Origin of the sequence: Streptomyces sp. SCSIO ZS0520 (genome assembly GCF_025643355.1) — a bacterium.
Lineage (GTDB): Bacteria > Actinomycetota > Actinomycetes > Streptomycetales > Streptomycetaceae > Streptomyces > Streptomyces physcomitrii.
Genome location: NZ_CP092644.1, coordinates 3074160 through 3098164, shown reverse-complemented (window position 1 = coordinate 3098164; position 24005 = coordinate 3074160). Strand labels below are relative to the sequence as shown.

17 protein-coding genes are annotated in these 24005 nt (G+C 73.2%); 11 read left to right on the top strand and 6 right to left on the bottom strand.

What is annotated here, in order from left to right; translation table 11 throughout:
• Positions 1–35: 35 nt before the first annotated feature.
• The 3 genes from MID12_RS11690 to MID12_RS11680 all read left to right on the top strand — a co-directional run bounded on the left by MID12_RS11690 (position 36) and on the right by MID12_RS11680 (position 2183).
• Positions 36–560, top strand: a complete 525-nt coding sequence (locus MID12_RS11690) for a GNAT family N-acetyltransferase (protein WP_040249692.1) — start codon at positions 36–38, stop codon at positions 558–560.
• Positions 561–853: 293 nt separating this feature from the next.
• Positions 854–1153 (top strand): DUF4229 domain-containing protein, encoded by a 300-nt coding sequence (locus MID12_RS11685; RefSeq protein WP_040249690.1) that lies wholly within the window; start codon positions 854–856, stop codon positions 1151–1153.
• A gap of 340 nt (positions 1154–1493) precedes the next feature.
• Entirely contained in the window at positions 1494–2183 is a 690-nt protein-coding gene (locus tag MID12_RS11680; RefSeq protein ID WP_040256908.1) for a TetR/AcrR family transcriptional regulator, read from the top strand.
• Between the two features lie 124 nt (positions 2184–2307).
• On the opposite strand, the gene MID12_RS11675 is transcribed toward MID12_RS11680, so the two are convergent.
• On the bottom strand, positions 2308–3210 hold the full coding sequence (locus tag MID12_RS11675) for a MaoC family dehydratase (RefSeq protein ID WP_263166732.1): 903 nt from the start codon (positions 3208–3210) through the stop codon (positions 2308–2310).
• Between the two features lie 70 nt (positions 3211–3280).
• Complete coding sequence (locus MID12_RS11670; RefSeq protein ID WP_040249689.1) at positions 3281–4603, bottom strand: 3-oxoacyl-ACP reductase; 1323 nt, start codon at positions 4601–4603, stop codon at positions 3281–3283.
• A gap of 70 nt (positions 4604–4673) precedes the next feature.
• On the opposite strand from MID12_RS11670, the gene MID12_RS11665 reads away from it, so the two are divergent.
• Positions 4674–5984, top strand: coding sequence for an acetyl-CoA C-acetyltransferase (locus tag MID12_RS11665; RefSeq protein WP_052482270.1), 1311 nt, complete (start codon positions 4674–4676; stop codon positions 5982–5984).
• Positions 5985–6142: 158 nt separating this feature from the next.
• Positions 6143–8047, top strand: a complete 1905-nt coding sequence (locus tag MID12_RS11660) for an AMP-dependent synthetase/ligase (RefSeq protein ID WP_411576943.1) — start codon at positions 6143–6145, stop codon at positions 8045–8047.
• 278 nt (positions 8048–8325) lie between these two features.
• Here the strand turns inward: MID12_RS11660 and MID12_RS11655 are convergent, their stop codons facing one another.
• On the bottom strand, positions 8326–8529 hold the full coding sequence (locus tag MID12_RS11655; protein ID WP_003998944.1) for a cold-shock protein: 204 nt from the start codon (positions 8527–8529) through the stop codon (positions 8326–8328).
• 500 nt (positions 8530–9029) lie between these two features.
• Here MID12_RS11655 and MID12_RS11650 point away from each other — a divergent pair, with 500 nt between their 5' ends.
• Both MID12_RS11650 and MID12_RS11645 read left to right on the top strand, forming a co-directional pair.
• Entirely contained in the window at positions 9030–9881 is an 852-nt protein-coding gene (locus MID12_RS11650) for a menaquinone biosynthetic enzyme MqnA/MqnD family protein (RefSeq protein WP_263173082.1), read from the top strand.
• 852 nt (positions 9882–10733) lie between these two features.
• Positions 10734–12701: a protein kinase domain-containing protein gene (locus tag MID12_RS11645; RefSeq protein ID WP_411576942.1), complete on the top strand. Its 1968-nt coding sequence runs from the start codon at positions 10734–10736 to the stop codon at positions 12699–12701.
• A 239-nt stretch (positions 12702–12940) separates the two neighbouring features.
• Here the strand turns inward: MID12_RS11645 and MID12_RS11640 are convergent, their stop codons facing one another.
• Positions 12941–13453: a nucleotide triphosphate diphosphatase NUDT15 gene (locus MID12_RS11640; RefSeq protein ID WP_317633374.1), complete on the bottom strand. Its 513-nt coding sequence runs from the start codon at positions 13451–13453 to the stop codon at positions 12941–12943.
• A 327-nt stretch (positions 13454–13780) separates the two neighbouring features.
• On the opposite strand from MID12_RS11640, the gene MID12_RS11635 reads away from it, so the two are divergent.
• Positions 13781–16024, top strand: coding sequence for a serine/threonine-protein kinase (locus tag MID12_RS11635; protein ID WP_263166716.1), 2244 nt, complete (start codon positions 13781–13783; stop codon positions 16022–16024).
• Between the two features lie 106 nt (positions 16025–16130).
• Positions 16131–20606: an FtsK/SpoIIIE domain-containing protein gene (locus MID12_RS11630; RefSeq protein ID WP_263166713.1), complete on the top strand. Its 4476-nt coding sequence runs from the start codon at positions 16131–16133 to the stop codon at positions 20604–20606.
• A gap of 182 nt (positions 20607–20788) precedes the next feature.
• On the opposite strand, the gene MID12_RS11625 is transcribed toward MID12_RS11630, so the two are convergent.
• Positions 20789–21049 (bottom strand): WXG100 family type VII secretion target, encoded by a 261-nt coding sequence (locus MID12_RS11625; RefSeq protein WP_263166710.1) that lies wholly within the window; start codon positions 21047–21049, stop codon positions 20789–20791.
• Between the two features lie 205 nt (positions 21050–21254).
• On the opposite strand from MID12_RS11625, the gene MID12_RS11620 reads away from it, so the two are divergent.
• The gene (locus tag MID12_RS11620; RefSeq protein ID WP_263166708.1) at positions 21255–21518 is read left to right on the top strand and encodes a WXG100 family type VII secretion target; all 264 of its coding nucleotides are present in this window, start codon (positions 21255–21257) and stop codon (positions 21516–21518) included.
• A gap of 40 nt (positions 21519–21558) precedes the next feature.
• Complete coding sequence (locus MID12_RS11615) at positions 21559–22416, top strand: hypothetical protein (protein WP_263166706.1); 858 nt, start codon at positions 21559–21561, stop codon at positions 22414–22416.
• A gap of 133 nt (positions 22417–22549) precedes the next feature.
• Here the strand turns inward: MID12_RS11615 and MID12_RS11610 are convergent, their stop codons facing one another.
• Positions 22550–23992, bottom strand: coding sequence for a PE-PGRS family protein (locus tag MID12_RS11610; protein WP_263166704.1), 1443 nt, complete (start codon positions 23990–23992; stop codon positions 22550–22552).
• Positions 23993–24005 lie beyond the last annotated feature (13 nt).

The window sequence follows — 24005 nt, the reverse complement described above, 5'->3', positions numbered from 1 at the left end:
TGAGTGCCTCGGCGGGTAATAACTACTCTGCCTGGATGGCCCTTACCTTCACCCTCGACCCCCCGCTCACCCCCGAGCTGCACGAAGGCCTGCTCGGTCTCTGGGCGGATGTCACCAACGCGGGCGGGGCGGTCGGATTCGTGCCGCCGGTGGTGCCCGACGACATCCGGCCCATGCTGATCAAGAGCCTGCACGAGGTGGCCGAGGGCCGCAGCAGGCTGCTCGTCGGGCGGGACGGGAGCGGTGCCGTCGCCGCGACCGCCTTCCTCACCCACACCACGCACCGGCTGATGCGGCACTGGATCTGGGTCTACACGGTGATGGTCCACCCCTCCCACCAGGGCAAGGGCTACGGCCGCGCCCTGATGGCGGCCACCGCCGCCTCGGCCCGCGACCTCGACGGCATCGAGGCGATCCGGCTCACCTGCCGCGGCGGCATGGGCATCGAGCGCTTCTACGAGTCCTGCGGCTACAAGGAGGTCGGCCGGGTCCCGGGCGCCATCCGCGTCGCCCCCGGTGACGACCGCGACGACATCACCCTGCTGCTCCCGCTGCGCTGAGCCGCCCCGCCGTACCGCCGCCGCCCCGCACCCGGCCCCGTGCTCCGGTCGCACCGGCCCCCCGCACCCGGCCCCGTGCTCCGGTCGCACCGGCCCCCCGCACCCGGCCCCGTGCTCCGGTCGCACCGGCCCCCCGCACCCGGCCCCGTGCTCCGGTCGCACCGGCCCCCTGCTCCGGTCGCACCCGGCCCCGCTCCACCCCGTTCCGGGACAGAAGCCGCCGCGTGCTTCACTGGAGTGATGCCCGGCGCCGTCCCGCCGGGCCGCACCGCCGGACAGGAGACGGAAACGACATGCTCCGCTACACGCTGATGCGCCTCGGGATCTTCGCGGGCTGCTTCCTGGTGGTCTGGGGTCTGGTCGCCACCGGAATCGCGCCGCGCGGCCTCGGCGACTCCAACTACCTCTGGATCCTGCTGCTCGCCCTGGTGCTCTCCGCGCCGATCAGCTTCGTGGTGCTGCGCGGTCAGCGCGACCGCGCCTCCGAGCAGATCGTCGCGCGGGTCCAGCGCGCCAAGGACGGCTTCGAGGCCAGCCGCAGCCAGGAGGACCTGGCCGACGACGCCGCCCGCGCCCAGGGGCAGACGGGCTGACGCCCCGCTCACGGGATGCGCGTACGGGGCGTCGCTTCCCGTACGTCCAGCCCTCGCCTGCCGTGCGCCCGGCCCTTCGCCGCGAAGCCGCACCTTCCGTGCCGAGCGCCCATGTACCCGCCCACGTACGGCAAGTGACGCGCGCGTAACCGGGAGCCGCACGGGGCCCGCGTACCCTGGCCGGTGACCATCACGGGGAGCCGCGGCGAGCGCCCTGTGAACATCGCGGGGGCGAGGGGACGTTGGCGTGGGTGCGGTGAGGCGGGAGGGCGCGGCGGGCGGCGGGCCGGCCGAGGGGGCGGAGGGTTCCGCTCGTCCCAAGGCGGCGCGCAACCGGCGCATGCCGCGGGCCGTCCGCGAGAAGCAGATGCTCGACGCGGCGGTACGGGTCTTCGCCGCACAGGGCTACCAGGCCGCCTCCATGGACGAGATCGCCCGGCTCGCGGGGGTGTCCAAGCCGCTCGTCTACCTCTATCTCCACTCCAAGGAAGAGCTGTTCAGCGCCTGCGTCGAGCGCGAGTCCCGGGCGCTGATGACCGCGGTGCTGCGGGGCGTCGACGTACGCCAGCCCGCGGACCGCCAACTCTGGGACGGGCTGCGGTCGTTCTTCCTGCACACCGCCGAACACCCGGACGGCTGGGCGGTGTTCCACACCCGGGCCCGCACCCACGAGCCCTTCGCCACCGCCGCCGCGAAGGTCCGCGAGGACATGGTCAGCTTCGTCACCGCCCTCATCCACGCCGCCCACCGGGAGCAGGCGCAGCACGGCCCCCTGCACGGCCCGCCCGCCGGTGCCGAGGGCAGGGAACGCGAGGCCGTCGCCCTGGCGCAGGCCCTGGTCGGCGCCGCGGAGTCCCTCGCGGGCTGGGCGCTGGCCGACTCCCGTACGGGCGGTACGCGCGCGCACCAGGCCTTGACCACCGGCGCCAACCAGGCCGCGGCCACCATGATGAACTTCGCCTGGGCCGGACTCGGCAACCTCCTGGAGGGCCGCCCCTGGACGGCGGTCGCGGCCCAGCCGACGGGGTGAGCGGTGCGGTCTACGGGGTGAGCGGCGCGGTCGGCCGGTTGACCGGTTGAGCGATGAGGTTGCCGGGTCCCCGAAGTAGCCGCCGGACCGGGCCTCGGCACGGCCCGCCCCCACCCCGTACCCCTCAGCCCAGCGGGCCCGTGCTCCCCGTCAGATGCACCCGCTCCCCGCTCCGCAGCGCGAAGTCGCCGCCCTCGGCCGCGTAGGTCACCGTGGCCGGGAGCAGGACCGGGGCCCTGAACTCCGCCCGTACCCGCACCGGGCCGGTGGCCCGCTGTGCCGCCAGGCAGCGGGCGACCGTCCACATGCCGTGGGCGATGGCGCGCGGGAAGCCGAAGAGGCGGGCGGTCAGCGGGTGCAGATGGATCGGGTTGCGGTCGCCGGAGGCGGCGCCGTAGCGGCGGCCGAGGTCGCCGGGGAGCTTCCACTCGGCGGCCTCGGGCAGCGTCAGCGGGTCCGGGGCCTCCGGCTGCGGGGCGCCCGCGTGCTCGCGCTGCTCGGCGGGTACCGCGTGCCGGGCGAGATAGGTGCTGCGCGACTCCCAGACCAGGGCGCCGTCCACCCGGGCCTCGGTCACCAGATGGGCCTCGGTGCCCCGGCGGTGCGGCGCGAGGCGGTCCGCGTAGACGGTGACTTCGGACTCGGCGAGGGGGTGCAGGGCGCGGTGCTGCTCGATGCTGATCGAGGTGTGCACCAGGCCGAGCAGCGGCAGCGGGAAGGCGCGCTCCGACATCAGGCGCATCTGCAGCGGGAAGCCGAGCAGATGCGGATAGGTCACCGGCAGCGCCGCCCGGTCGGGTGTGAAACCGCAGATCTCCTCGTACGCGGCGAGGCGCCCGGCGTCGGCCCGGGCACCCGGCAGCACGATCCGGGTCGGCGGCGCCACCGCGCCCGGGCCCGCCTTCTTCAGCGGCGAGAGCAGGGCGCCGCGGGCGAGCAGCGGCGGCAGCGAGGGCGGGCCGCCGAGGGTCACCGTCCGCGGGCGGTCCCCGGCGTGCGGCTGCGGGTCTGGTTGCGGGTGCGGCATGGGTTCTCCGTACGTTCCTCGAGTGCGTCGGCGCCGCGGCCGGGTCGGGCGGCCGCGGCGGAGGGCGGGCTCAGGCGCCGAGCAGGCTCTGGCCGCAGACGCGGACGACCTGGCCGTTGACCGCGCCGGAGGCGGGGTTCGCGAACCAGGCGATGGTCTCGGCGACGTCGACCGGCAGCCCGCCCTGGGCCATCGAGTTCATCCGGCGGCCGGCCTCGCGGATCATCAGCGGCACCGCGGCGGTCATCTTGGTCTCGATGAAGCCGGGGGCGACCGCGTTGACGGTCACCCCGTGCTCGGCGAGGGCGCGCGGCGCCAGTGAACGCACCAGGCCGATGATCCCGGCCTTGCTCGCCGCGTAGTTGGTCTGGCCGACGTTGCCCGCGACGCCCGCGATGGAGGCGGTGGCGACGATCCGGGCGCCCCGGCCGAGGGTGCCCGCCTTGAGCAGGTGGTCCGTGGTGCGCAGCACCGAGGCGAGGTTGACCTCCAGGACGGAGGCCCAGCGCTCGGCGGGCATGTTGGCGAGCTTGCGGTCCCGGGTGATGCCCGCGTTGTGGATCAGGATGTCCAGGCCCTCGGGCAGGGCCCCGGCGATGTGCTCGCCCGCGTCCTCGGCGGTGATGTCCAGCGGCAGCGCGCTGCCGCCCAGCCGGTCGGCCGCCTTCACCAGGTCGGCCTGGGCGCCGGGCACATCGAGCAGCACGACCTTGGCGCCGTCCCGGGCCAGCGTCTCGGCGACGGCCAGGCCGATGCCCCGGGCCGCGCCGGTCACCAGGGCGGTCCTGCCCTCCAGCGGGCGGGCCCAGCTGGCGGGCGCGGTCACCTCCGCTGCCCCTGCGCCGGAGACCTCGATCACCTGGCCGCTGACGTACGCGGACTTGGGGGAGAGCAGGAAGCGCAGCGTCGACTCGGCCGCGGCGGCCGAGCCGGTGCGCACCAGGGTCACCGCGCGGCCCTTGCCGATCTCCTTGCCGAGCGAGCGGACGAAGCCCTCCAGGCCCTGCTGGGCGGCGGCCTGGTGGTGGTCCTCCGGGTCCGGGACCGAGCCGAGGACCACGATCCGGCCGCTCGCGGCGACCGAGCGGACGACCGGGTGCAGGGCGGCGTGCACCTCGGCGAGGGCGGCGACATCGCGTACCCCGGTGGCGTCGAGGACGACGGCGGCCGGGCGCTCGGCCTCGGCCTGCACCGGCAGACCGGTGCGGCGCAGCACCTCCTCCAGCGGGTCGGCGAGGGCGGAGCCGCCCGCGGTGAGGTGCAGCAGGGGGCCGCCGAGGTCCGGCTTGCTGTCGCTGTACCGCTTGAGCGGGAAGGGCTGCGGCAGTCCCAGCCTGCTGGTGAGGAAACGGCCCGCGCCGGTGCCGGTGAAGTTCAAGTAGCGGTCGGCCATTGTCCAACTCCCTGCTCGGTCGTAAATTTACTTCTGAGTAAGGTTACTCAAGAGTCAGGAGCTGGTCGAGATGCAGTACCGCCCCGGGGACAAGGCCCCCGACGCCCGCCTGCCCCAGATCCGGCGGGTCGCCGTGGTCGGAGGGAGCCGGATCCCGTTCGCCCGCTCCGACGGCGCCTACGCCACCGCCTCCAACCAGGAGATGCTGACCGCGGCGCTGGACGGGCTGGCCGAGCGGTACTCCCTGTCCGGGCCCGGGGCGGTCGGCGAGTTCGTCGCCGGGGCGGTCCTCAAGCACAGCCGGGACTTCAACCTCGCCCGCGAGACCGTCCTCGGCTCGGCCCTCGACCACGCCACCCCCGCCTACGACCTCCAGCAGGCCTGCGGCACCGGGCTCCAGGCCGTCATCGCCGTCGCCAACAAGATCATGCTCGGGCAGATCGACTCCGGTGTCGCGGGCGGCGCCGACACCACCAGCGACGCCCCGCTCGGCGTCAACGACGAGCTGCGCCGCACCCTGCTCGCGGCCCGCCGCGGCAAGACCACCGGGGCCCGCCTGAAGGCGCTCGCCCGGATCCGCCCCGGCCACATCGTGCCGGACATCCCGGAGAACGCCGAGCCCCGCACCGGCCTCTCGATGGGCGAGCACGCCGCGATCACCGCCCGCAAGTGGGGCATCGGCCGCGAGGCGCAGGACGAACTCGCCTACCGCAGCCACCGCAACCTCGCCGCCGCCTACGAACGCGGCTTCCAGAACGACCTGGTGGTCCCCTTCCGCGGACTGGCCCGCGACAACAACCTGCGCCCCGGCTCCACCCTGGAGAAGCTCGCCACGCTCAAGCCCTGCTACGGCGTGCGGGACCCCGAGCCGACGATGACCCCCGGCAACTCCACCCCGCTGACCGACGGCGCCTCCACGGTGCTGCTGGCGAGCGAGGAGTGGTGCGAGGCCCGCGGGCTCAGCCCGCTCGCGTATCTGACGGTGTACGAGACGGCGGCCGTCGACTACGTCAACGGCGATGTGCGGGACGGCGAGGACGGGCTGCTGATGGCGCCGACCTACGCCGTGCCGCGGATGCTGGAGCGGGTCGGCCTCGGCATCGAGGACTTCGACCTGGTCGAGATCCACGAGGCCTTCGCCTCCCAGGTGCTCGCCACCCTCGCGGCCTGGGAGAAGCGCGGCCTCGCCCCCGTCGACCGCGAGAAGCTCAACGTCGCGGGCTCCTCCCTCGCCGCCGGGCACCCCTTCGCCGCCACCGGCGGCCGTATCGTCGCCAACCTGGCCAAGCTGCTCGCCGAGCGCGAGGGCCCGGCGCGCGGGCTGATCTCGGTGTGCGCGGCGGGCGGACTCGGCGTCACGGCGGTCCTGGAGAAGGTCTAGCCGGGCCGGGGACGAGCGGGCGCCGGGGAGCAGAGGGGCGCCGACCGGCCGCCCCACCCTCCTCACCTTCACCTTTTCCGCCCCGGCCCCCGCCGTCCCCGCTCTTGTCCCGCACAGCTCCCGTCGCATACGGTCCCGCAACCGCTGTACGCAAAGGAGTGCAAGTGCCCCGTAAGGCGTCCTCGCTGCCCGCCCTCGTCGCACCGCAGAAGAAGTCCGTCGACGGCGTCGTACGCGAGGTCGGCATGCCCGCCCTGGCCGCGCCGCCGGTGCACGGTTCGCTCGCCGACATCCCCTTCGACAACGCCCGCGAGGAGCCGGCGGCACGTGTCCTCGCGCGCAAGGACGCGGCGGGCCGCTGGCAGGACGTCACCGCCGCCGCCTTCGCCGAGGAGGTCGCCGCGCTCGCCAAGGGCCTGATCGCGCAGGGCCTCGCGCCCGGCGAGCGGCTCGCGATCATGGCGCGCACCCGCTACGAGTGGACCCTCCTCGACTTCGCCGCCTGGGCCGCCGGGCTGGTCACCGTCCCCGTCTACCCGACCTCCTCGGCCTTCCAGACCCGCGCGATCCTCCAGGACTCCGGGGCCGTCGCCCTCGCCGTCGAAACGGCCGCGGCGGCCGCCGCCCTCGGCCCCGAACGCGACCGCCTCGCCGACCTCGCGCACGTCTGGGCCTTCGAGGCGGGCGACCTCGGGCGGCTCGCGGAGCTGGGGCGCGCCGCCGGTGTCACCGACGCCGAGCTGGCGGCCCGCCGCGCCCGGCTCGGCCCCGCCGACCTGGCCACCCTGATGTACACCTCGGGCACCACCGGCCGCCCCAAGGGCTGCGTCCTCACCCACGGCAACGTCTTCGCCGAGATCGACAACGCCGTGCAGCTGCTCTACCCGGTCTTCCGCGCGACCAGCGAGGAGCAGCCCGCCACCCTCCTCTTCCTGCCGCTCTCCCATGTCTTCGGCCGGATGGTGGCGCTCGGCTGCCTGCGCGCCCGGGTGCGCCTCGGCCACGCGCCCAGCATCGCCACCGAGGACCTCCTCGCCGACCTCGCCTCCTTCCGCCCGACCTTCCTGCTCGCCATCCCGTACGTCCTGGAGAAGGTCTTCAACACCGGCCGCGCCACCGCCGAACGCCTCGGCCGGGTCTCCTCCTACGACCGGGCCGCCCGCATCGCCCGCCGCTACGGCGAGGAGACCGAGGCCCAGCAGCTCGGCACCGGACCGGGCCCCGGCGCGGGACTGCGCTTCGCGCGCGGGGTGTACGACCCGCTGGTCTACCGCCGGATCCGCGCGGCCCTCGGCGGCCGGGTGCGGTATGTCATCAGCGGGGGTTCCCCGCTCGGGCGGCGGCTCGGCACCTTCTACACCGGCGCCGGGATCGAGCTCTTCGAGGGGTACGGGCTGACCGAGACCACCGCCGCCATCACCGTGACCCCGCCGCAGCAGCAGCGCCTCGGCACGGTCGGCTGGCCGATGCCCGGCGCGCGGCTGCGGCTCGGGGCGGACGGCGAGGTCTTCCTGAAGGGGCCGCAGGTCTTCGCCGGGTACTGGGACGCGCAGAGCCGCGGCGCGGTGCCCGCCACCGAGGACGGCTGGCTGCCGACCGGCGATCTCGGCACCCTGGACGCCGACGGCTATCTGACCCTCACCGGACGCAAGAGCGAGATGCTGATCACCACCGGCGGCAAGAACGTCGCCCCGGCCCCGCTGGAGGACTGGCTGCGCGCCCACCCGCTGGTCAGCCAGTGCCTGGTGGTCGGTGACGGCCGGCCGTTCATCGGGGCGCTGTTCACCCTCGACCCGGAGGGCATCGCGCACTGGCAGCAGATGCGCCGCAAGAACGTCCCGCTGGAGCGGCTCGCCCAGGACCCGGAGCTGCACGAGACCCTGCAACGCGCCGTCGACGAGGCCAACAAGCTGGTCTCCCGCCCCGAGTCCATCCGCAAATTCGCCGTCCTCGCGGGCCAGTTCACCGAGGAGGCGGGCCATCTCACCCCCTCGCAGAAGATGAAGCGCGAGGCGCTGGTCCGCGACTTCGCCGGGGAGATCGACGCCCTGTACGAGCGGTAGGCGGGCGGCTTCGCGGGGCGGCGCGGACTCGCGTACAGCCGGAGCGGACTCACGTACGCCCGGGAGCGCACCCGGGCATGCGGATGCCCCGCCTCCGTGGTGCCGGTGGAGGCGGGGCACTGTGCCGCAAGGAGGTCGCCCGGCTGCCGGAGCAGTGGGGTCTGTGCACTTGCTGCGTAAGGCAGGAGCCCCGTGGTACCGCACGAGACGGGGGTGGGGCTCCTTGGGTACTACTTATCCGTTCCGGATCAGCTCCCGAGTGGCCTCGGGAACCTGGATCACACCGGGGTGACGTTCTCCGCCTGCGGACCCTTCGGGCCCTGCGTGACGTCGAAGGACACCGCCTGGTTCTCCTCGAGGGAACGGAATCCGCTCGCGTTGATCGCGGAGTAGTGAACGAAGACGTCCGGGCCGCCGCCTTCCTGGGCGATGAAACCAAAGCCCTTTTCGGCGTTGAACCACTTCACGGTTCCGGTAGCCATAAGCCCTCCTTGGGCCAAAGGGTTGCCCTGCTCCAGAACCTGCTGTTGTGACAACTGCAAAAGTCTGAAAACGACGAAAGCCTGCGGGTTACATGCTCCGCAGGCTTTAGTACTGCAAGGGAAACCAAACTGCAACTTGCGTTCAGCCTAGCACGCGGGCAGCCGAAAGCGATAGAGGGCAAGATCACGTCACCCGGATGTTTGACGATCGCGAGGATCGGGGTAACGCCGGACCGTCGGGCGGCCCTTAAATGATCTGACTTTTCTGCCCCGGCGGGGTGTCATGCGCGCGGCGCCGGGCGGGCCTCGTATCCGTACCGCCCGCCCCGAAGAGGGCCCCGGCTCCGCCGGACCCGGGCGGACGCACGCGGCGCGCGGCGCCGCCGGACCACCCTGGAGTTCGCACCGTACCGCACGAGGGCTAGCCTCGCGATGTGGACAATTCTCCCGCGGACTCGCTCGCCGGACCGGCCGCCGCACAGCCGCCGGCCGCAGAACAGGTGCCAGGACCCCGCCGCACCAGGCCGCGCGTCGGCCATATCCAGTTCCTGAACTGCCTTCCCCTCTACTGGGGCCTCGCGCGCACCGGGACCCTGCTCGACCTGGAGCTGACCAAGGACACCCCCGAGAAGCTCAGCCGGCAGCTGATCGAGGGCGAGCTCGACATCGCCCCGGTCACCCTCGTGGAGTTCCTCAAGGCGGCCGACGACCTGGTCGCGCTGCCCGACATCGCGGTCGGCTGCGACGGCCCGGTGATGTCCTGCGTGATCGTCTCGCAGGGCCCGCTGGAGGAGCTCGACGGCGCCCGGGTCGCCCTCGGCTCCACCTCGCGCACCTCGGTGCGGCTCGCGCAACTGCTGCTCAGCGAGCGCTACGGGGTGCGCCCCGACTACTACACCTGCCCGCCGGACCTCGGCCTGATGATGCGGGAGGCCGAGGCCGCGGTGCTGATCGGTGACGCCGCGCTGCGCGCCAATCTGCACTACGGGCCGAAGCTGGGCCTCCAGGTCCACGACCTCGGCCGGCTGTGGAAGGAGTGGACCGGGCTGCCCTTCGTCTTCGCGGTCTGGGCCACCCGCCGCGCCTATCTGGAGCGCGAGCCCGAGGCGGTACGCGAGGTCCACCGCGCCTTCCTCGCCTCCCGCGACCTCTCGCTGGCGGAGGTCTCCAAGGTCGCGGAGCAGGCGGCGCGCTGGGAGCTCTTCGACGAGGACGTCCTGGAGCGCTACTTCACCACGCTCGACTTCCGCTTCGGCGACCACCAGCTCGCCGCGGTACGGGAGTTCGCCCGCCGGGTCGGCCCGACCACCGGCTTCCCCGCGGACGTACGGGTGGATCTGCTGCACGACTGAGCCCGCTTCCGGGGGCCGCTTCCGCTGTCGCCGGGGCTGCCTCGGCTGTCGCCGGGGCTGCGGTATGGCGGTGCCGAGACGCCGCCGGGGTCCGGGCCGGGTCGCCTTCTCGGTGCCGTTCGCTGCGGGCGGAAAGCGGTTGCCCCGGCCTCGGCGCGTCGCCGGAAGCGCCGCGGTCCGAGGGGTGCCGGACGCGAGCCGCGAGGGCGCCGCGGGTAATAGCGGAATTCACCCGAGCGGAATGCCAGACGTGTGACGGTCAAGCGGAATCATTTATTCCGAGCGTTCGCCGCACGACCCGAAGCCTTTCCGTCCGCGCGCCGCCGAGGGCTTTCCCCCCGAGTCGCCGCCCGGTGGTCTCGCGGGCCCTCGGGAGTTTCCCGCCCACCGGAATGCGAATTCTCTGTGGCAGCGGTACGTCGGCCCGATGAACTCTTCCGCTCCGTGAGAGGGAAGGGCCCCGCCGGGCGGACCCGGACGGGTACCGCACTCTCCGGATAGGTCCTCGTAACTCTCCGGATGTGTCCTCGTACGTGCCCCTCACCGGCGCCGGAACCGGCGAATTCACCGCCCTGGAGAGGCCCTGGAGAGGACCTGGAGAGGTACGGGCAGGCCCCGGAGAGGCACGGGCAGGAAGCGGAGAGGAACGGACAGGTACCGGACGCGGGCCGGAGTGGGGCCGGAGTGGGCCGGGGAGGAATGCGCACCGCCCGGCCCCCGCTCGCGGGCAGGGCGGCCGGCCGCGGGAGCCCCGGCAGGAACCCGGGGCTCCCGCGGCGGCCGCCTCTGCCCCCGGAACCGTCCAGGGCCTACGCTGCTCGGTGCAGCCGGACAGCAGGGGGAGGCCATCGCGTGGGGGACAGCGCCGTGCAACCGCTGAACGCCGACGAGCCCGCGGCCATCGGCCCCTACCGCCTCCTCGGCCGGCTCGGCTCCGGCGGCATGGGGCGGGTCTACCTGGGGCGCAGCACCGGCGGGCGCACCGTCGCCGTCAAGGTGGTCCATCCGCACTTCGCCCTGGACGAGGAGTTCCGCGCCCGGTTCCGGCGCGAGGTGGCGGCGGCCCGCACGGTCGGCGGGGCCTGGACCGCGCCGGTGCTCGACGCCGACCCGGACGCCCCGGTCCCCTGGGTGGCGACCGGCTATGTGGCCGGGCCCTCGCTCACCCACGCGGTCGCCGGGTCCCCGGACCCCTCGCCGCTGCCGGAGCAGGCGCTGCGCGTCCTCGGCGCCGGTCTCGCCGAGGCGCTGACCGAGGTCCACGCCCACGGGCTGGTCCACCGGGACGTCAAGCCCTCCAACGTCCTGCTCGCGCTCGACGGCCCCCGGCTCATCGACTTCGGCATCGCCCGCGCGGTGGACGGCACCACCTCGCTCACCTCCACCGGCGCCTCCATCGGCTCACCCGGCTACATGGCACCGGAGCAGATCCTCGGCCAGGGCGTCACCGGCGCCGCCGACGTCTTCTCGCTGGGTGCCGTGCTGGTCTACGCGGTCTCGGGGCTGCCCCCGTTCCCCGGCGACACCTCGGCGGCGCTGCTGTACAAGGTGGTACACGAGGAGCCCGAACTCCGCGCCCTGACCGGGGAGTTGCGCGAACTGGCGGCCCGCTGCCTGGCCAAGGACCCCGCCGCGCGCCCGGCCCCGGCGGAACTCGCCCGGGCGCTGGCCCCGCAGGGCACCCGGCAGCTGATGACCGAGGGCTGGCTGCCGCGCCGCCTGATGGAAGAGGTGAGCCGCACCGCCGTGAGCCTCCTCGACCTGGAGGCCACCACGACCGACCCGCCCTCGACGCCCCAGGCGCCCCAGGTGCCGCCGACCCCGCCGCGTGCCACCGACTCGCCTTCGGTCCCGCCGCAGCTCAGCGCCTCGGACTCCGCCGCCCGGCACGCTGCCGCCCCGGACTCCGCTGCCCTCAACTCCGGCGCCCCAGACCCGGCTGCTTTCGCCTCCGCCGCCCCGGAAGCCTCCGCCCGGCAGGCCTCCGCCTGGCAAGCCTCCGCCTGGCAGGCCTCCGCCCCGGACTCCGCCCCCGGGCTCCCGGGGACCGCCCCGCCCCAGCCCGGCGTCTTCGGCCCCCCTGACCCCTCGTACGGAGACCTGGCCGCCGCGCCCGCCTGGCCCGCGCCCGCGGCCACCGGGGTGCCCTCGTACGCGACGGGCGGCGGTGAGCCGCGGGGCGGGACCGGCCCGGCGGACGGGGAGACGCGGCGCGGTCCCGGGCGGCTCTCGGTGACGGTGGACGCCCACAGCACCACCGTGGGCCCGAACAGCCGTGGCCGCAAGCTCAGTTGTACGGTCGCGCTCGCGGTGGCCGGTGCGCTCGCGGCGGTGACCTTCGGCTCCGTCTTCGTCTTCGACCTGCTGCCGGGCTCCGACTCGGACTCGTCCCAGGACGCCGGACCGGCCCCCGGCGCCAGCAGCCCCGGCGGACCGAGCACCGGCGGCGCCGCCTCCGCGCAGGTGCCCGCCGCGTACCTCGGCACCTGGGAGGGGCCCGCGTACAGCCGGGGCAATGAACTTCCCCTCGGAACCTTTAAGTTGACGGTCCATCAGGGAGTGCCCGGCAAGAAGTTCGCGGTGATGCGCCAGACGGACCCGCTCGGCGGTGTCTGCGAGGTGGACCTGAAGCTGGACCACAGCACCCCGCAGGAGGTCGTCGCGACCGGCCAGGGCAGGCCGGACAGCGCGGCGACCTGCACCAAGAACGCCCACACCGTCCACCTGGTACGCACCGGCGACGACCTCTCGTACATCTCGGAGAACGAGAAGGCGGGCCGTCCGAAGGCCAGGATGGAGAAGAAGGCGGAGAAGCCGTAGGGATCGGAAGGAACGGGGGGGGAACGGAGGGAACGGGGGAACGGGGAGATCGGAGGGAGCGGAGTAGCCACGCGCCCGGCGGTCCGGGCCCTGGCCGATCCGCCAACCGGTCGTACGTACAAGCCAGTTGAGCCCTTTCGGCCGGTCGCATATACAAGCGAGTTGAGCCGCTGCGGCCGGTCGCATGTACAAGCCAGTTGAGCCCCTGCGGCCTCAACTCCCGCCCCGTCCCGACCGGGTCAGTGCTGCGCCGCCGTCTGCGTGAGGTGGTAGACGCTGACCTCCGGGTGGGCGATCGGCAGGTCGGGGCGCCAGGTGCTGAGGACCTGGCCGCTCGGTACGAAGAGCGGGGAGGGCAACTGCTCGGGGGCGTGCCAGGTCCAGCGGGAGACCAGGTGCGGCTCGGCGGCGAAGGGGCGCCCGGTGAAGCGGTGCACCCGCGCCGCCATCGTCACCCGGGTGACCCCGCCGACCTCGTCGAGCAGCATGGCGAGCACCTCGACGTCCTCCGCGAGGGCCACCAGGCCTGTCTCCTCGGCGAGTTCACGCACCGCCGCCTCGGCGACCGGCTCCCCGCCCTCCACCTTGCCGCCCGGCAGCTCGTGCACCCCGGAACGGTGCCGCCCGAGCAGCAGCCGCCCCTCCTCGTCCGTGACGATCACCCCGACACCGACCGCCGCGTGCGGCACCGGCGGCTCGGGCGCCCGGGGCGCGGTGGTCACGGTCAGCCGGTCGCGGGGTGCCGGGTTCACGGGTCCTCGTCCTTCCTGTCGCCCCGGTGCGGGGCGCTCTGGTCCGTCGCAGGATCGGCCCCTGCGCGGGCCCGGTGGGGATTCTTCCGCAACGTCCGGCGCCGTCGTCCGCGAGGGTCGCGGGCGCACACGCCGCTCGGCCCCCGACGCGGGCGGCCACTGCGACGACGGCCACCCGGGAGGAGCGGAACGGAGGTTACTAGTCTGTCCACTGTCATCACAGACCGCATCGAGACGCGCACGCTGCCGATCCGGCGGCGGAGCGGAGACGCGGTAGGCCAGTGCCCGGGCCGAGGTCACCGGGCCCAGGAGGGGTGGGTTGCGGGGATGGAGCCGCTGCAGGCAGGCGATCCGCGGCAGTTGGGCAGCTTCCGGCTGCTCGGACGGCTGGGCGCGGGAGGGATGGGCCGCGTCTATCTGGCGCGTTCGCCCGGCGGCCGGACGGTCGCGGTCAAGGTGGTGCATCCGCACTTCGCCCAGGACGCCGACTTCCGCCTGAGGTTCCGTCAGGAGGCGCGGGTGGCCCAGGCCGTCTCCGGCCGCTACACCGCCCCCGTCGTGGACGCCGACACCGAGGGCCCGGTCCCGTGGCTCGCGACCGCGTACGTCCTCGGCCCCGATCTGACGGATGTGGTCGACAAGCACGGCGCGCTGCCCGAGCGCACGCTGCGCGCGCTCGGCGCCGGACTGGCGGCGGCGCTCCAGGAGATCCACGCCGCGGGCCTGATCCACCGGGACCTCAAGCCCTCCAATGTCCTGCTGGCCGCCGATGTACCGCGGGTCATCGACTTCGGCATCGCCCGCGCGGTGGACGGCAACCGGATGACGCAGACCGGTGTGGTGGTCGGCTCGCCCGGCTACATGCCCCCGGAGCAGGCGCTCGGCCGGGAGGTCGGCGCCGCCGGGGACGTCTTCTCGCTGGGCGCCGTGCTCGCCTTCGCCGCCACCGGACACAACGCCTGGGGCAATACGGGCTCGCACGCGGCGATGCTCTACAACGTGGTGCACGGCGCACCCGAGCTGAACGGCGTACCCACCTCGCTGCTCGGACTGGTCAGGGCCTGCCTGCTGAAGGACCCCGCCCAGCGGCCCGCGCCCGCCGAGCTGGTCGCCGCGCTGGCCCCCCAGGGCCTCGACGAGGCGCTCGCCGACTGGCTGCCCTCCGCGGTCTCCTCCACCATCGCCCGCCACGCCGCCGGGATCCTGGACCTGGAGGCACCCGGCACCGAGCCCCCCGCTGAGCCCGGCCCGGCCGCACCGCCCCCGCCCGCCTACGGCCCGGCGCCGACCGGCGCCCCCGCCCCCGGGTCCGCCCCGACCCACGGCACCCCCGGCCACGCCCCGACCCAGGTGCCGCCATCCGGCGGTTCCCCGAGGCGCCGCGTGCTGGGGCTCGCGGCGGCCGGTGCCGCCGTGGTGGCGGTCGCGGGCGGGGCCGGTGCCTGGGCGCTGACCCGGGACGCGGGCGGCCGGGACGCCGAGGGATCCGGCGGGCGGCAGGGCCCGGAGCCCGAGACCTTCAGCACCCCGCCCGAGGGAGTGGCACCGCAGCCGCTGTGGCACCGCACGGTCCCCGAGGACTCCCTCACCGCGAGCGTGCCGCCCGCCGTGCACGAGGACCTCCTGCTGATCAGCGCCGAACCCCTGGTCGCGTACGAGGTGAGCACCGGCAAGCCCCGCTGGACGAAGAAGGACGCCAACTCCACCGGAAATCCGGTGCTGTTGCGGGACGGCACCCTCTATCTGCGCGGCGACTCCGTGGACGGCACGGTCGTCGGGCGCGGCGCGGGCGACGGCAGGGAGAGCTGGCGCAGCCGCCTCGGCGAGGACGTGAAGGTCGCGGATGTGATCGCCGTGGACGACAAGCAGCTCTACGCCACGGTCACCGACTACAGCAAGAGCCGTTCCGCGACCGACTTCCGCACCGGTGTCGCCGGGATCGACCGGAAGTCCGGCAAGCAGGTCTGGCTGCAGTACCGGGACTGGGGGACCGACGACTACGACGTGCGCGCCGTGGTCTCCGGCGGCTTCCTCGTGTACACGGACTCCCGGTCCAATATGACGGTCCGCTCCACCGCCACCGGCGCACAGCTGTGGACCCGCAAGATCGGCTCGGACCTCGCCTGGGCGCCGACCGTCGCCGCGGGCCTCGTCTTCGTACCCGGTGACGAACTGCGCGCCTACGACGTCGAGAGCGGGCAGGAGCGCTGGAAGCTGTCGCCCCGGGGCAGGCGCGGCTTCAAGAACCCGGTCGCGGTGGACGGCGTCCTGTACGTCCGCGACCTCGACCGCGGGCTGTGGGCGGTGGACCCCGCCGAGGGCAGCCGGATCTGGCTGAACGAAGACGCGGGCGACTCCGGCGCGGAGAGCGATGTCGTGGTGCACGGCGGGCACCTGTACGCCTCCGGCATGGACCGGAGCGGCGTCGTCGCCCTCGACCGGAAGACCGGCGAACACCGGTGGACGTACGGCGACTCCGCGGACACCATCGAACCCTGGCGCCTGACACGTTCCGGCGCACGCCTGCTCGCCACCCACGGCACGGAGATCTACGCGCTGCCCGCGGTCTGAGAGCGGGGCCCCGGCCCGGCGCCGGGCCGGGACGGCGCCCCAGTAGGGTCTGTGGGCGGGCAGGACCGAACAGCGGCCCGGACGGCCGGCGGGGAGGAAGACGAGCATGCGAGTCCTTGTGACGGTCGTACGCGAGGGCGGGCGGCCGCAGGACGCGATGATCAGCACCGACGACACGGCCACGGCGGTGGACGTCGCCCAGGCCCTCGCGGCCTTCACCGACGGCGAGGCGCACCCGGCGGGTCAGCCCGTGCCGCAGATCGTCGTCCCCCTGCCCGGCACCCCGCTCTCCTCCGTCCCCGGCTTCGGGCAGGCGCCGGGAACGCGGACCCTGTGGGTGGACGGCGAGCCCTGCGACCCCTCCGCTCCGGTGGCGCAGATCCTCCGGGACGGCACGCGGGTGTCCGTGGACGACTCCGTCGGTCCGCTGCTGCGGCGCGGTGAACCCGTCGGCTGGTACGAACTGCGGGTCGCGGGCGGCCCCGCCTCCGGCCGCATCGTGCGGCTCGGCGCGGGAGCGGCCACCGTCGGCTCCTCGGACCGCTGCACCCTGTTCGTCCCCGACACCGAACTGCCCGCCCTGGCGATCCGCCTGACCGTCGACATCAAGGGCGAGGCGCGCCTGAGCCCGGGGCCCGGCGCCGAGGTCCTGCTCGACGACACCGCGGTGGAGGAGGAGACGAGCTGGCCGCTCGGCGGCGTCGTCCGCGCCGGGGACTCGCTGCTCGTGCTCGACCGGGTCCACGAGCCCGACGCGCACCTGTCGGTGATGAGCGAGGGCGGTCTCGCCTACAACCGCCCGCCCCGCCTCTCGCCGCTGCGCCCGCGCCAACGGCTGGTGGTGCCGCTGCCGCCGTCCCGCGCGGAGCGGGCGAAGTTCCAGTTCATCATGGCGTTCATGCCGATGATCTTCGGCCTGACCATGTACTTCATCACCAAGCAGATCTACATGCTGCTGTTCTGCGCGATGAGTCCGCTGATGATGTTCGGGCAGTGGATCAGCGACAACCGCGAGGGCAAGAAGAAGAACAAGACCTCGATGAAGCAGTACAAGAAGGACGTGGCCGCGCACGAGGTGGAGCTGGAGCGGGTCGGCAAGCAGGAGCAGAAGAACCGCCGCGAGGGCAGCCCCGACCCGGCCGAGGTCCTGCTCTTCGCCACCGGCCCCCGCCGCAGGCTGTGGGAGCGTCGGCTCACCGACCCGGACGCCGTCCAACTCCGGGTCGGCGTGGGCGGATTGCAGTCCGAGGTCGAGCTCGTCCTCGGCCGCGGCGGCGGCAACTACGACGAGGACAAGCCCGAGGCGCCGATCCTGCCCGATGTGCCCGTCAACCTGCCCTTCGCCGAACTCGGCGTCGTCGGCGTCGCGGGCGACCGGCCCCGAGCCCTGTCCACCGCCCGCTGGCTCGCCATCCAGGCCGCGGCCCTGCACAGCCCCCGCGAACTCTCGCTGGTCTGCCTCGCCGCGAACGCCGCCGCCGGTGCCGAGTGGGGCTGGGCGCACTGGCTGCCGCACACCGCGCCCGACCTGGGCCAGGACTGCATAGCCCTGGTCGCCTCGGACTCCGAGACGATCTCCCGCCGCGTCAACGAACTCCTCAACGAGCTCAACCGCCGCAAGGCCGCCCGCGAGCAGCAGAACATGCTCGGCCAGCTCTACCCGGACGCCAACGTCCTCGTCGTCCTGGACGGCGCCCGCCTGCTTCGCCGCATGCCCGGCGTGCCCCAACTCCTCGCCGAGGGGCCCCGGTTCGGCATCTTCGCGCTCTGCCTCGACGAGGACGAGCGGCTGCTCCCCGAGGAGTGCAAGGCCGTCGTCTGCTGGACCCCGGACCAGCCCCACCACGTACGACTGCGGGGCTACGGACTGGAGGAGGCCGGTGCCGTCCTCGCCGACCAGGTGACCTCGGAGTGGTGCGAACTCCTGGCCCGCTCGCTCGCCCCGGTCCGCGACGTCAGCCGCGACGACGCCGACAGCGCGCTGCCCACCGCGGCCCGGCTGCTCACCCTGCTCGGCATGCCCGACCCGACCGGCGCCGATGTGGAACGCGTCTGGGCGGCCGGCGGTTCGACCACCGCGGCGCCCATCGGCATCGCCGCGGACGGGCCCTTCGTCCTCGACATCCGCCGCGACGGGCCGCACGCCCTGGTCGCGGGCACCACCGGCGCCGGCAAGTCGGAGCTGCTGCAGACGATCATCGCCTCGCTCGCCGTCGCGAACCGGCCGGACGCCCTGAACTACGTGCTCATCGACTACAAGGGCGGCAGCGCCTTCATGGACTGCGCCCGGCTGCCGCACACCGTCGGCATGGTCAGCGACCTCGACGCCCACCTCACCGAACGCGCCCTGGCCTCGCTCGCCGCCGAGCTGCACCGCCGCGAGGAGATCCTCTTCAACACCGGCACCAAGGACATCGAGGACTACAACGACACCCGCAGGCTCCGGCCCGAGCTGGAGCCGATGCCCCGACTCGCGCTGATCATCGACGAGTTCGCCTCCCTCGTCGCCGAACTGCCCGACTTCATCGCCGGACTCGTCGACATCGCCCGCCGCGGCCGCTCCCTCGGTGTCCACCTCGTGCTCGCCACCCAGCGCCCCGCCGGTGTGGTCAGCGCCGACATCCGCGCCAACACCAACCTGCGCATCGCCCTGCGGGTCACCGACGCCTCCGAGTCGCAGGACGTCATCGACGCCCCCGACTCCGGCGCCATCGCCAAGTCCACCCCCGGCCGCGCCTTCGTACGCTCCGGCGCGCAGTCCCTGGTGGGCGTGCAGTCGGCCCGTATCGGCGGCCGCCGCCCCGCGACGGGCCAGAGCGGTCCCAAGGCCACCCTGCTGCCGCTCGCCTGGAACGCCTACAGCCGCCCGCTGCCCCAGCAGAGCGGGGCCGAGGACGACGGCACCATGGTCACCGACCTCAAGGTCCTCGTCGACGCGATCCGGGACGGCTCCGAGCGCATGGGCTTCGGCCCGCAGCGCAGCCCCTGGCTGCCGCCGCTCGGCGAGCACATCACCCTGGAGGAGCTCTCCGCCTTCGCCACCGCCGCGCCGGACACCGGCGATGTCGCGCCGATCCCCTTCGGCCTCGTCGACCTCCCCTCCCAGCAGAGCCGCCGCCCCATGTCCCTCGACCTGGTGCACGGCGAACACACCCTGCTGGTCGGCGGCGCCCGCTGCGGCCGCTCCACCGCGCTGCGCACCCTGGCCGGCTCACTCGCCCGCACGGCCTCCCCGTACGACGTCCATGTCTACGGAATCGACTGCGGATCGAACGCGCTGCTGCCGCTGATGAGGCTGCCGCACGTCGGCGCCATCGTCAGCCGCGACGAGCCGGACCGGGTGCGGCGCCTGATCGACCGGCTGCTCGGGGAGATCGCGCGGCGCCAGCAACTCCTCGCCATGGAGGGCGCGTCCAGCGCCGCCGAGCAGCGCGCCGCCGCCGCTCCCGAGGAGAAGCTGCCCTGGATGGTGGTGCTCCTCGACAGCTGGGAGGGCTTCACCTCCACCTTCGAGAACTACAACTACGGCCAGCTGATCGAGGCCATGCAGCGGGTCTTCCGGGAGGGATCCGCGGTGGGCCTGAAGGTGGTCATGACCGCGGACCGCAGCGGTCTGTCCGGGCATGTGTCCTCCGCCTTCGCGGACCGCCTCGTACTGCGCTTCGCGGACTCCAACGACTACTCCACGGCGGGCCTGCAGGCGCGTGAGGTGCCCAAGAGCATGCCGCCCGGCCGTGCGCTGCGCATCACCGACCGGGGCGTGGACGAACTCCAGATCGGCCTGCTCGACCCGGATCCGGCGGGCCAGGCCCAGGTCCGCGCCCTGCGCGAGATCGCGGAGTCCGCGGCAGCGCACTACGGACGGCTGCCCGCCGGGAGCCGCCCGATGCGCGTGGACGCCCTGCCGCCGCGGATCACGGCCTCCGAGGCGACGGCCCTGGACCCGGAGTTCCGGGCGCCGAACCCGCTGTGGGCGCTGATCGGCGTCGGCGGCGACGAACTCCGGCCCATCGGCATCGACTTGGAGGAGAACGGCCCCGGTTTCGTCATCGCGGGCCCGCCGAAGTCGGGCCGGTCCACCATCTTGCTCGCCGCCGCCGAGTCGCTGCTCGCCGCCGGTACGCGGCTGATCCTGGTCACCCCGCGCCGCTCGCCGCTGCGCGGTCTCGAGGGCCGGGACGGCGTCCTCGGCATGCTCAACGCCGAGAGCAGGGAGGACGACCTGGAGGAGCTCCAGGAGAAGGCGGAGGGCGGCCCCTACGTGGTCGTCGTCGACGACGCGGAACTCCTCTACGACACCCGCCTCGACGAACCCCTCGAAGGAGTCGTCCGCGCGGGCGCCGACGGCGGCGTGGGCCTGCTCGCCGCGGGCGCGACGGACAGCCTCTCCGGGCAGTACCGCGGCTTCGCGGTGGACGCCCGCAAGTCCCGCAACGGCCTGCTCCTGACGCCGCAGACCCCGGCCGAGGGAGAGCTGTTCGGGATCAGGCTGCCCGCCAACAGCGGCGGCGGCCCGGCGGGCAGCGGACTGCTCGTCACCGGCGGCACCTTCATGCCGATCCAGGGGGTCATGAACGGCTGAGCGCTCCCGGGTGGCCGCTCCCCGGTGGCCGGTCGCCGACCGGCCACCGGACGGCCGGGGGCCAACTCCCTTTTGCAGTAAGGGAGTTCGCGCTCAAATACGTCCGCGCCATATACACCGGGGCACCCCTCGCGTACCGCTTGCGAGGGGTGCCCCGGTGTATATGGCGCGGGTCGCCTTGCTCAGGTGGCGCGCTCGATGTTGTCCGCGCTCGTGTTCGCCGACTTGCTGGCGTTGTTCAGCGTGTCGACCCACTTCTCGAAGGTCGGCTTCACGTCGTGCCAGTCGTCACGGAACCGGTCGGCCTTGGGGCCCTTCCAGTAGCTCGTGCTGTCGGAAGTCGACGTCTGCAGGTCCTTGATCAGAACCTGAAGGTCGTGCGCCTTGCGGCTGTAGAGCTTGGACAAATCCCGGAGCCTAGGTAGATCTGCACCGCGATCCATGGCCACCTCCCCGTGTAGCAGAGTCAAACGGACCTCCCGTTTGCCTCAGGGGACGCTACCGCACCGCCCGTGGTTCCCGGAACCTGCCTCGGATTCGGCGATCGTCGCAGGCGGGAGACGATATCGATACGGCTCGCCACCACGCCGATCCGGTCGGTGGGCGCCCCGTTATGCTGGCGTTCCTGGAAGAACGGGGGAGGCCGATATGGCGAATCCAGACATACAGGAACTCAACCAGCGCGCTGCGCAGTTGCGTTCGCTCGCGGACCACATAGATTCGCTGGTCGATTCACCGAAAAGGCACAGCACCGTCACCATGAAGTCCTGGTCGGGACCGAATGCAGACAATGTACGGGGCAAGCTGAAGAGCTGGCACACCACCTGCGCGGCGGTCGCCAAATCCCTCCGTGACGAGGCGCACAAGTGCAGCCAGGACGCCAAGGATCTCAACGACCCGAAGAAGAAGTGACCCCGGCAGCACGTCACTTCACCGAGAGGAAACCGCTCACGTGCCCTCGTACGACAGCTCACGCGCCCGATTCCGGTTGGCGGACCGGCACATCGCCGTCTTCGCGCACCTCGTCGACGGTCAGACGCCGCCCGAGGAACTCTGGGAATCCCTGGTCGAGTTGCAGCGCATCGGCCTGGTGGGCGAGGAGGGCGAGCTGGCTCCGGTCCTGCGCGAGCTGCTCGGGGCGATCGCGGAGCCGCTGGTGATGATCAGCGTGGAGGTCACCGGCGCGCACGGGCCCGTGGAGCACGGCGTCGCGGTCGGCCAGGAAGCCGTCATCTCGTACGACGGCTGGCCGGGCGAGGAGGAGTCGGAGTTCGTCTCGATCGAGCCGAGCACCCTGGTCTGGGAGCTGGCCCGCAAGGTCAACCTGCACCGGGGCGAGCCCTGGACGGAGGAGCCCGCCGTCACCTGGATCGCCACCACCATGGCGGCCCTGGACGCCGCCTTCGTCGCCGTCGACGCGGCGGACGGGGACGAGGAGGCCGTCCGGGCGGCGGTCCGTACCGCCCTCGCCACCGCTGATCCCGAGCTGACCGGCCCCGGCCTCGACCGGCTGCTCGACCTCGTCCTCGCCCTCAACGCCACCTGGCGCGTCACCACGGCCTGGGACGGCGACCACGAGGGCGAACGCACCGCGATGGTACGGGCGTTGGCGGTCTGGGACTGCGGACCGGAGGGCTACTGGATCCGCGAACAGCCCGAGGAGCCGATCGTCTCGGGCCAGGTCGGCCCGGACAGCGCGCTGGTGGTGGCCCTGACCACCCCGGGACAGGTCTGGGACCGGGTCACCGATCTGCTGCCGGACAAGGAGGACCTCTTCCTCAGCGAGGACAGCCCCGAGGCGCGCGGCTGAACAGGGTTGGGGCGAGCGGCCGGGCAAGGCTGAGGCGGGCGGCCGGGCGGGTTCGCCGCGGTCGCCTGCGCGATGCCGCCTCCTGTCAACTGCGGGGCGCCGCACGTGAGATGAGCGCGGGCGGCGCCGACAGCTAGAACCAGTTCGCCGGGTTCGCCTTCTTCGCCACGCTCTTCGCGCCGTCGGCGATGCCCTTGCCGATGTCCTTCGCCTTGTCCTTGGTCCAGTCGACGGCCTTGCCCGCGCCCGCCTTGATGTCGTCCCAGTGCTCGACGACCTTGGCGCCGCCGTAGATGAGGCCGGTGCCGACGGCGAGGCCGATCGTCACCGGGTTCGGGGCGACCATCGCCGCGGTGAGCGAGGCGTTGAAGCCGACCTCGGCCACGTCCGCGACATAGCCGGCGCCCCGCTTCTTGAAGGCGTTGACCGGGCCGCCCGCCCGGATCGTCTGGTCGATGACGTTGGCGGCGCTGACACCGGTGGAGACGACACCGCCGACCACACCGGCGCCGCGGAGGAGGCCCGCGGCTTTCCCCGCCCCCGCGAAGGCCTTGCCGACGGACGCGGCCCGGCTGAAGTTCAGCCCGCGGGCCCTGCTGAAGATGTTGCCGCCCACCTTCAGCAGGCTGGCGTTGGCCGCGCGTCCGGGCACCTGCCCCGCGTGCGTCAGCCCACCGTACCGAGCGGCGATCTTGTCGGAGCCGACGATGAAGTCGATGGCCTTGTTGGCGCCGAGGTTGCGCATGAAGCCCATGCGCCGGGCCGCGTTGTAGCCGTTGCCGATGAGGTCGCCCCGCACACCGGCGGTCAGCGGGACGCGGGTGATGTTCTGGTAGGTGGAGCTCCGGGCCAGCAGGTTGCCCAGCTGGCCGGGAAGCCAGCTGCCCGGTGCGCTGAGGGAACGGATCTTGGGAGCCCATTTCACCAGTCCGTTGCCCGCATTGCGGATCAGACCGCTCTTCGACCCGCGCAGCACACTGCCCACCCGGATCTTCCAGGCGCGGACCGCGCCCTTCTGCAGCGAATTGCCCACCAGGATCTTGGTCAGCGTGGCGCCCTGGACGGTGACCACAGCCGAGGCCGCGCTGACCGCTCCCCAGTCCCCGACCAGCCCGATGACGGTGGCGATCGTCTCCTCGTGCGGCTCCAGACCGGGGATCTTGGCGACGGCGTGGGCCTCCAGCCGCTGCATCCACTCCGAAAGCGTCTCGTCCTTCTTGCGCTTGAAGGTCGAGGCATTGGGGTCGTTGCTCGCCGCCACGGAGTTGGCGAGCAACATCTGATCCGGACGGAGCCCCTCCTTCTTGAACTTCGCCAGATCCTTCTCGCTGAACCCGGCCCAGAGCAGTCCGGCAACAGGGTCGCCGCTCTCCAGCCGCGCGAAAATGGCACGCTTGCGCAAATCGGGAGCGGTTTCCCGTACCCAGGAGCGCATGGGTTTGAGGGTGCTCAACTTCTCGGAGACACCGAGCCGGGAGGCCCGCGTAAAGGCCTCGTCGAGTTTGTCCTGGACGCCGCCCCTGCCGTCGAGGAATTTCGCCAGCTGGTCCAGATGATCCGGGTTGGCAGTCCTCATCTTGATCCCCCCT

What these genes read in the sequence shown, in the direction of transcription:
- MID12_RS11655 (WP_003998944.1), bottom strand. Translation starts at nt 8,529, where the DNA reads ATGGCTACCGGAACCGTGAAGTGGTTCAACGCCGAAAAGGGCTTTGGT.
- MID12_RS11680 (WP_040256908.1), top strand. Translation starts at nt 1,494, where the DNA reads ATGCCGCGGGCCGTCCGCGAGAAGCAGATGCTCGACGCGGCGGTACGG.
- MID12_RS11665 (WP_052482270.1), top strand. Translation starts at nt 4,674, where the DNA reads ATGCAGTACCGCCCCGGGGACAAGGCCCCCGACGCCCGCCTGCCCCAG.
- MID12_RS11675 (WP_263166732.1), bottom strand. Translation starts at nt 3,210, where the DNA reads ATGCCGCACCCGCAACCAGACCCGCAGCCGCACGCCGGGGACCGCCCG.
- MID12_RS11620 (WP_263166708.1), top strand. Translation starts at nt 21,255, where the DNA reads ATGGCGAATCCAGACATACAGGAACTCAACCAGCGCGCTGCGCAGTTG.
- MID12_RS11610 (WP_263166704.1), bottom strand. Translation starts at nt 23,992, where the DNA reads ATGAGGACTGCCAACCCGGATCATCTGGACCAGCTGGCGAAATTCCTC.
- MID12_RS11685 (WP_040249690.1), top strand. Translation starts at nt 854, where the DNA reads ATGCTCCGCTACACGCTGATGCGCCTCGGGATCTTCGCGGGCTGCTTC.
- MID12_RS11635 (WP_263166716.1), top strand. Translation starts at nt 13,781, where the DNA reads ATGGAGCCGCTGCAGGCAGGCGATCCGCGGCAGTTGGGCAGCTTCCGG.
- MID12_RS11670 (WP_040249689.1), bottom strand. Translation starts at nt 4,603, where the DNA reads ATGGCCGACCGCTACTTGAACTTCACCGGCACCGGCGCGGGCCGTTTC.
- MID12_RS11690 (WP_040249692.1), top strand. Translation starts at nt 36, where the DNA reads ATGGCCCTTACCTTCACCCTCGACCCCCCGCTCACCCCCGAGCTGCAC.
- MID12_RS11625 (WP_263166710.1), bottom strand. Translation starts at nt 21,049, where the DNA reads ATGGATCGCGGTGCAGATCTACCTAGGCTCCGGGATTTGTCCAAGCTC.
- MID12_RS11630 (WP_263166713.1), top strand. Translation starts at nt 16,131, where the DNA reads ATGCGAGTCCTTGTGACGGTCGTACGCGAGGGCGGGCGGCCGCAGGAC.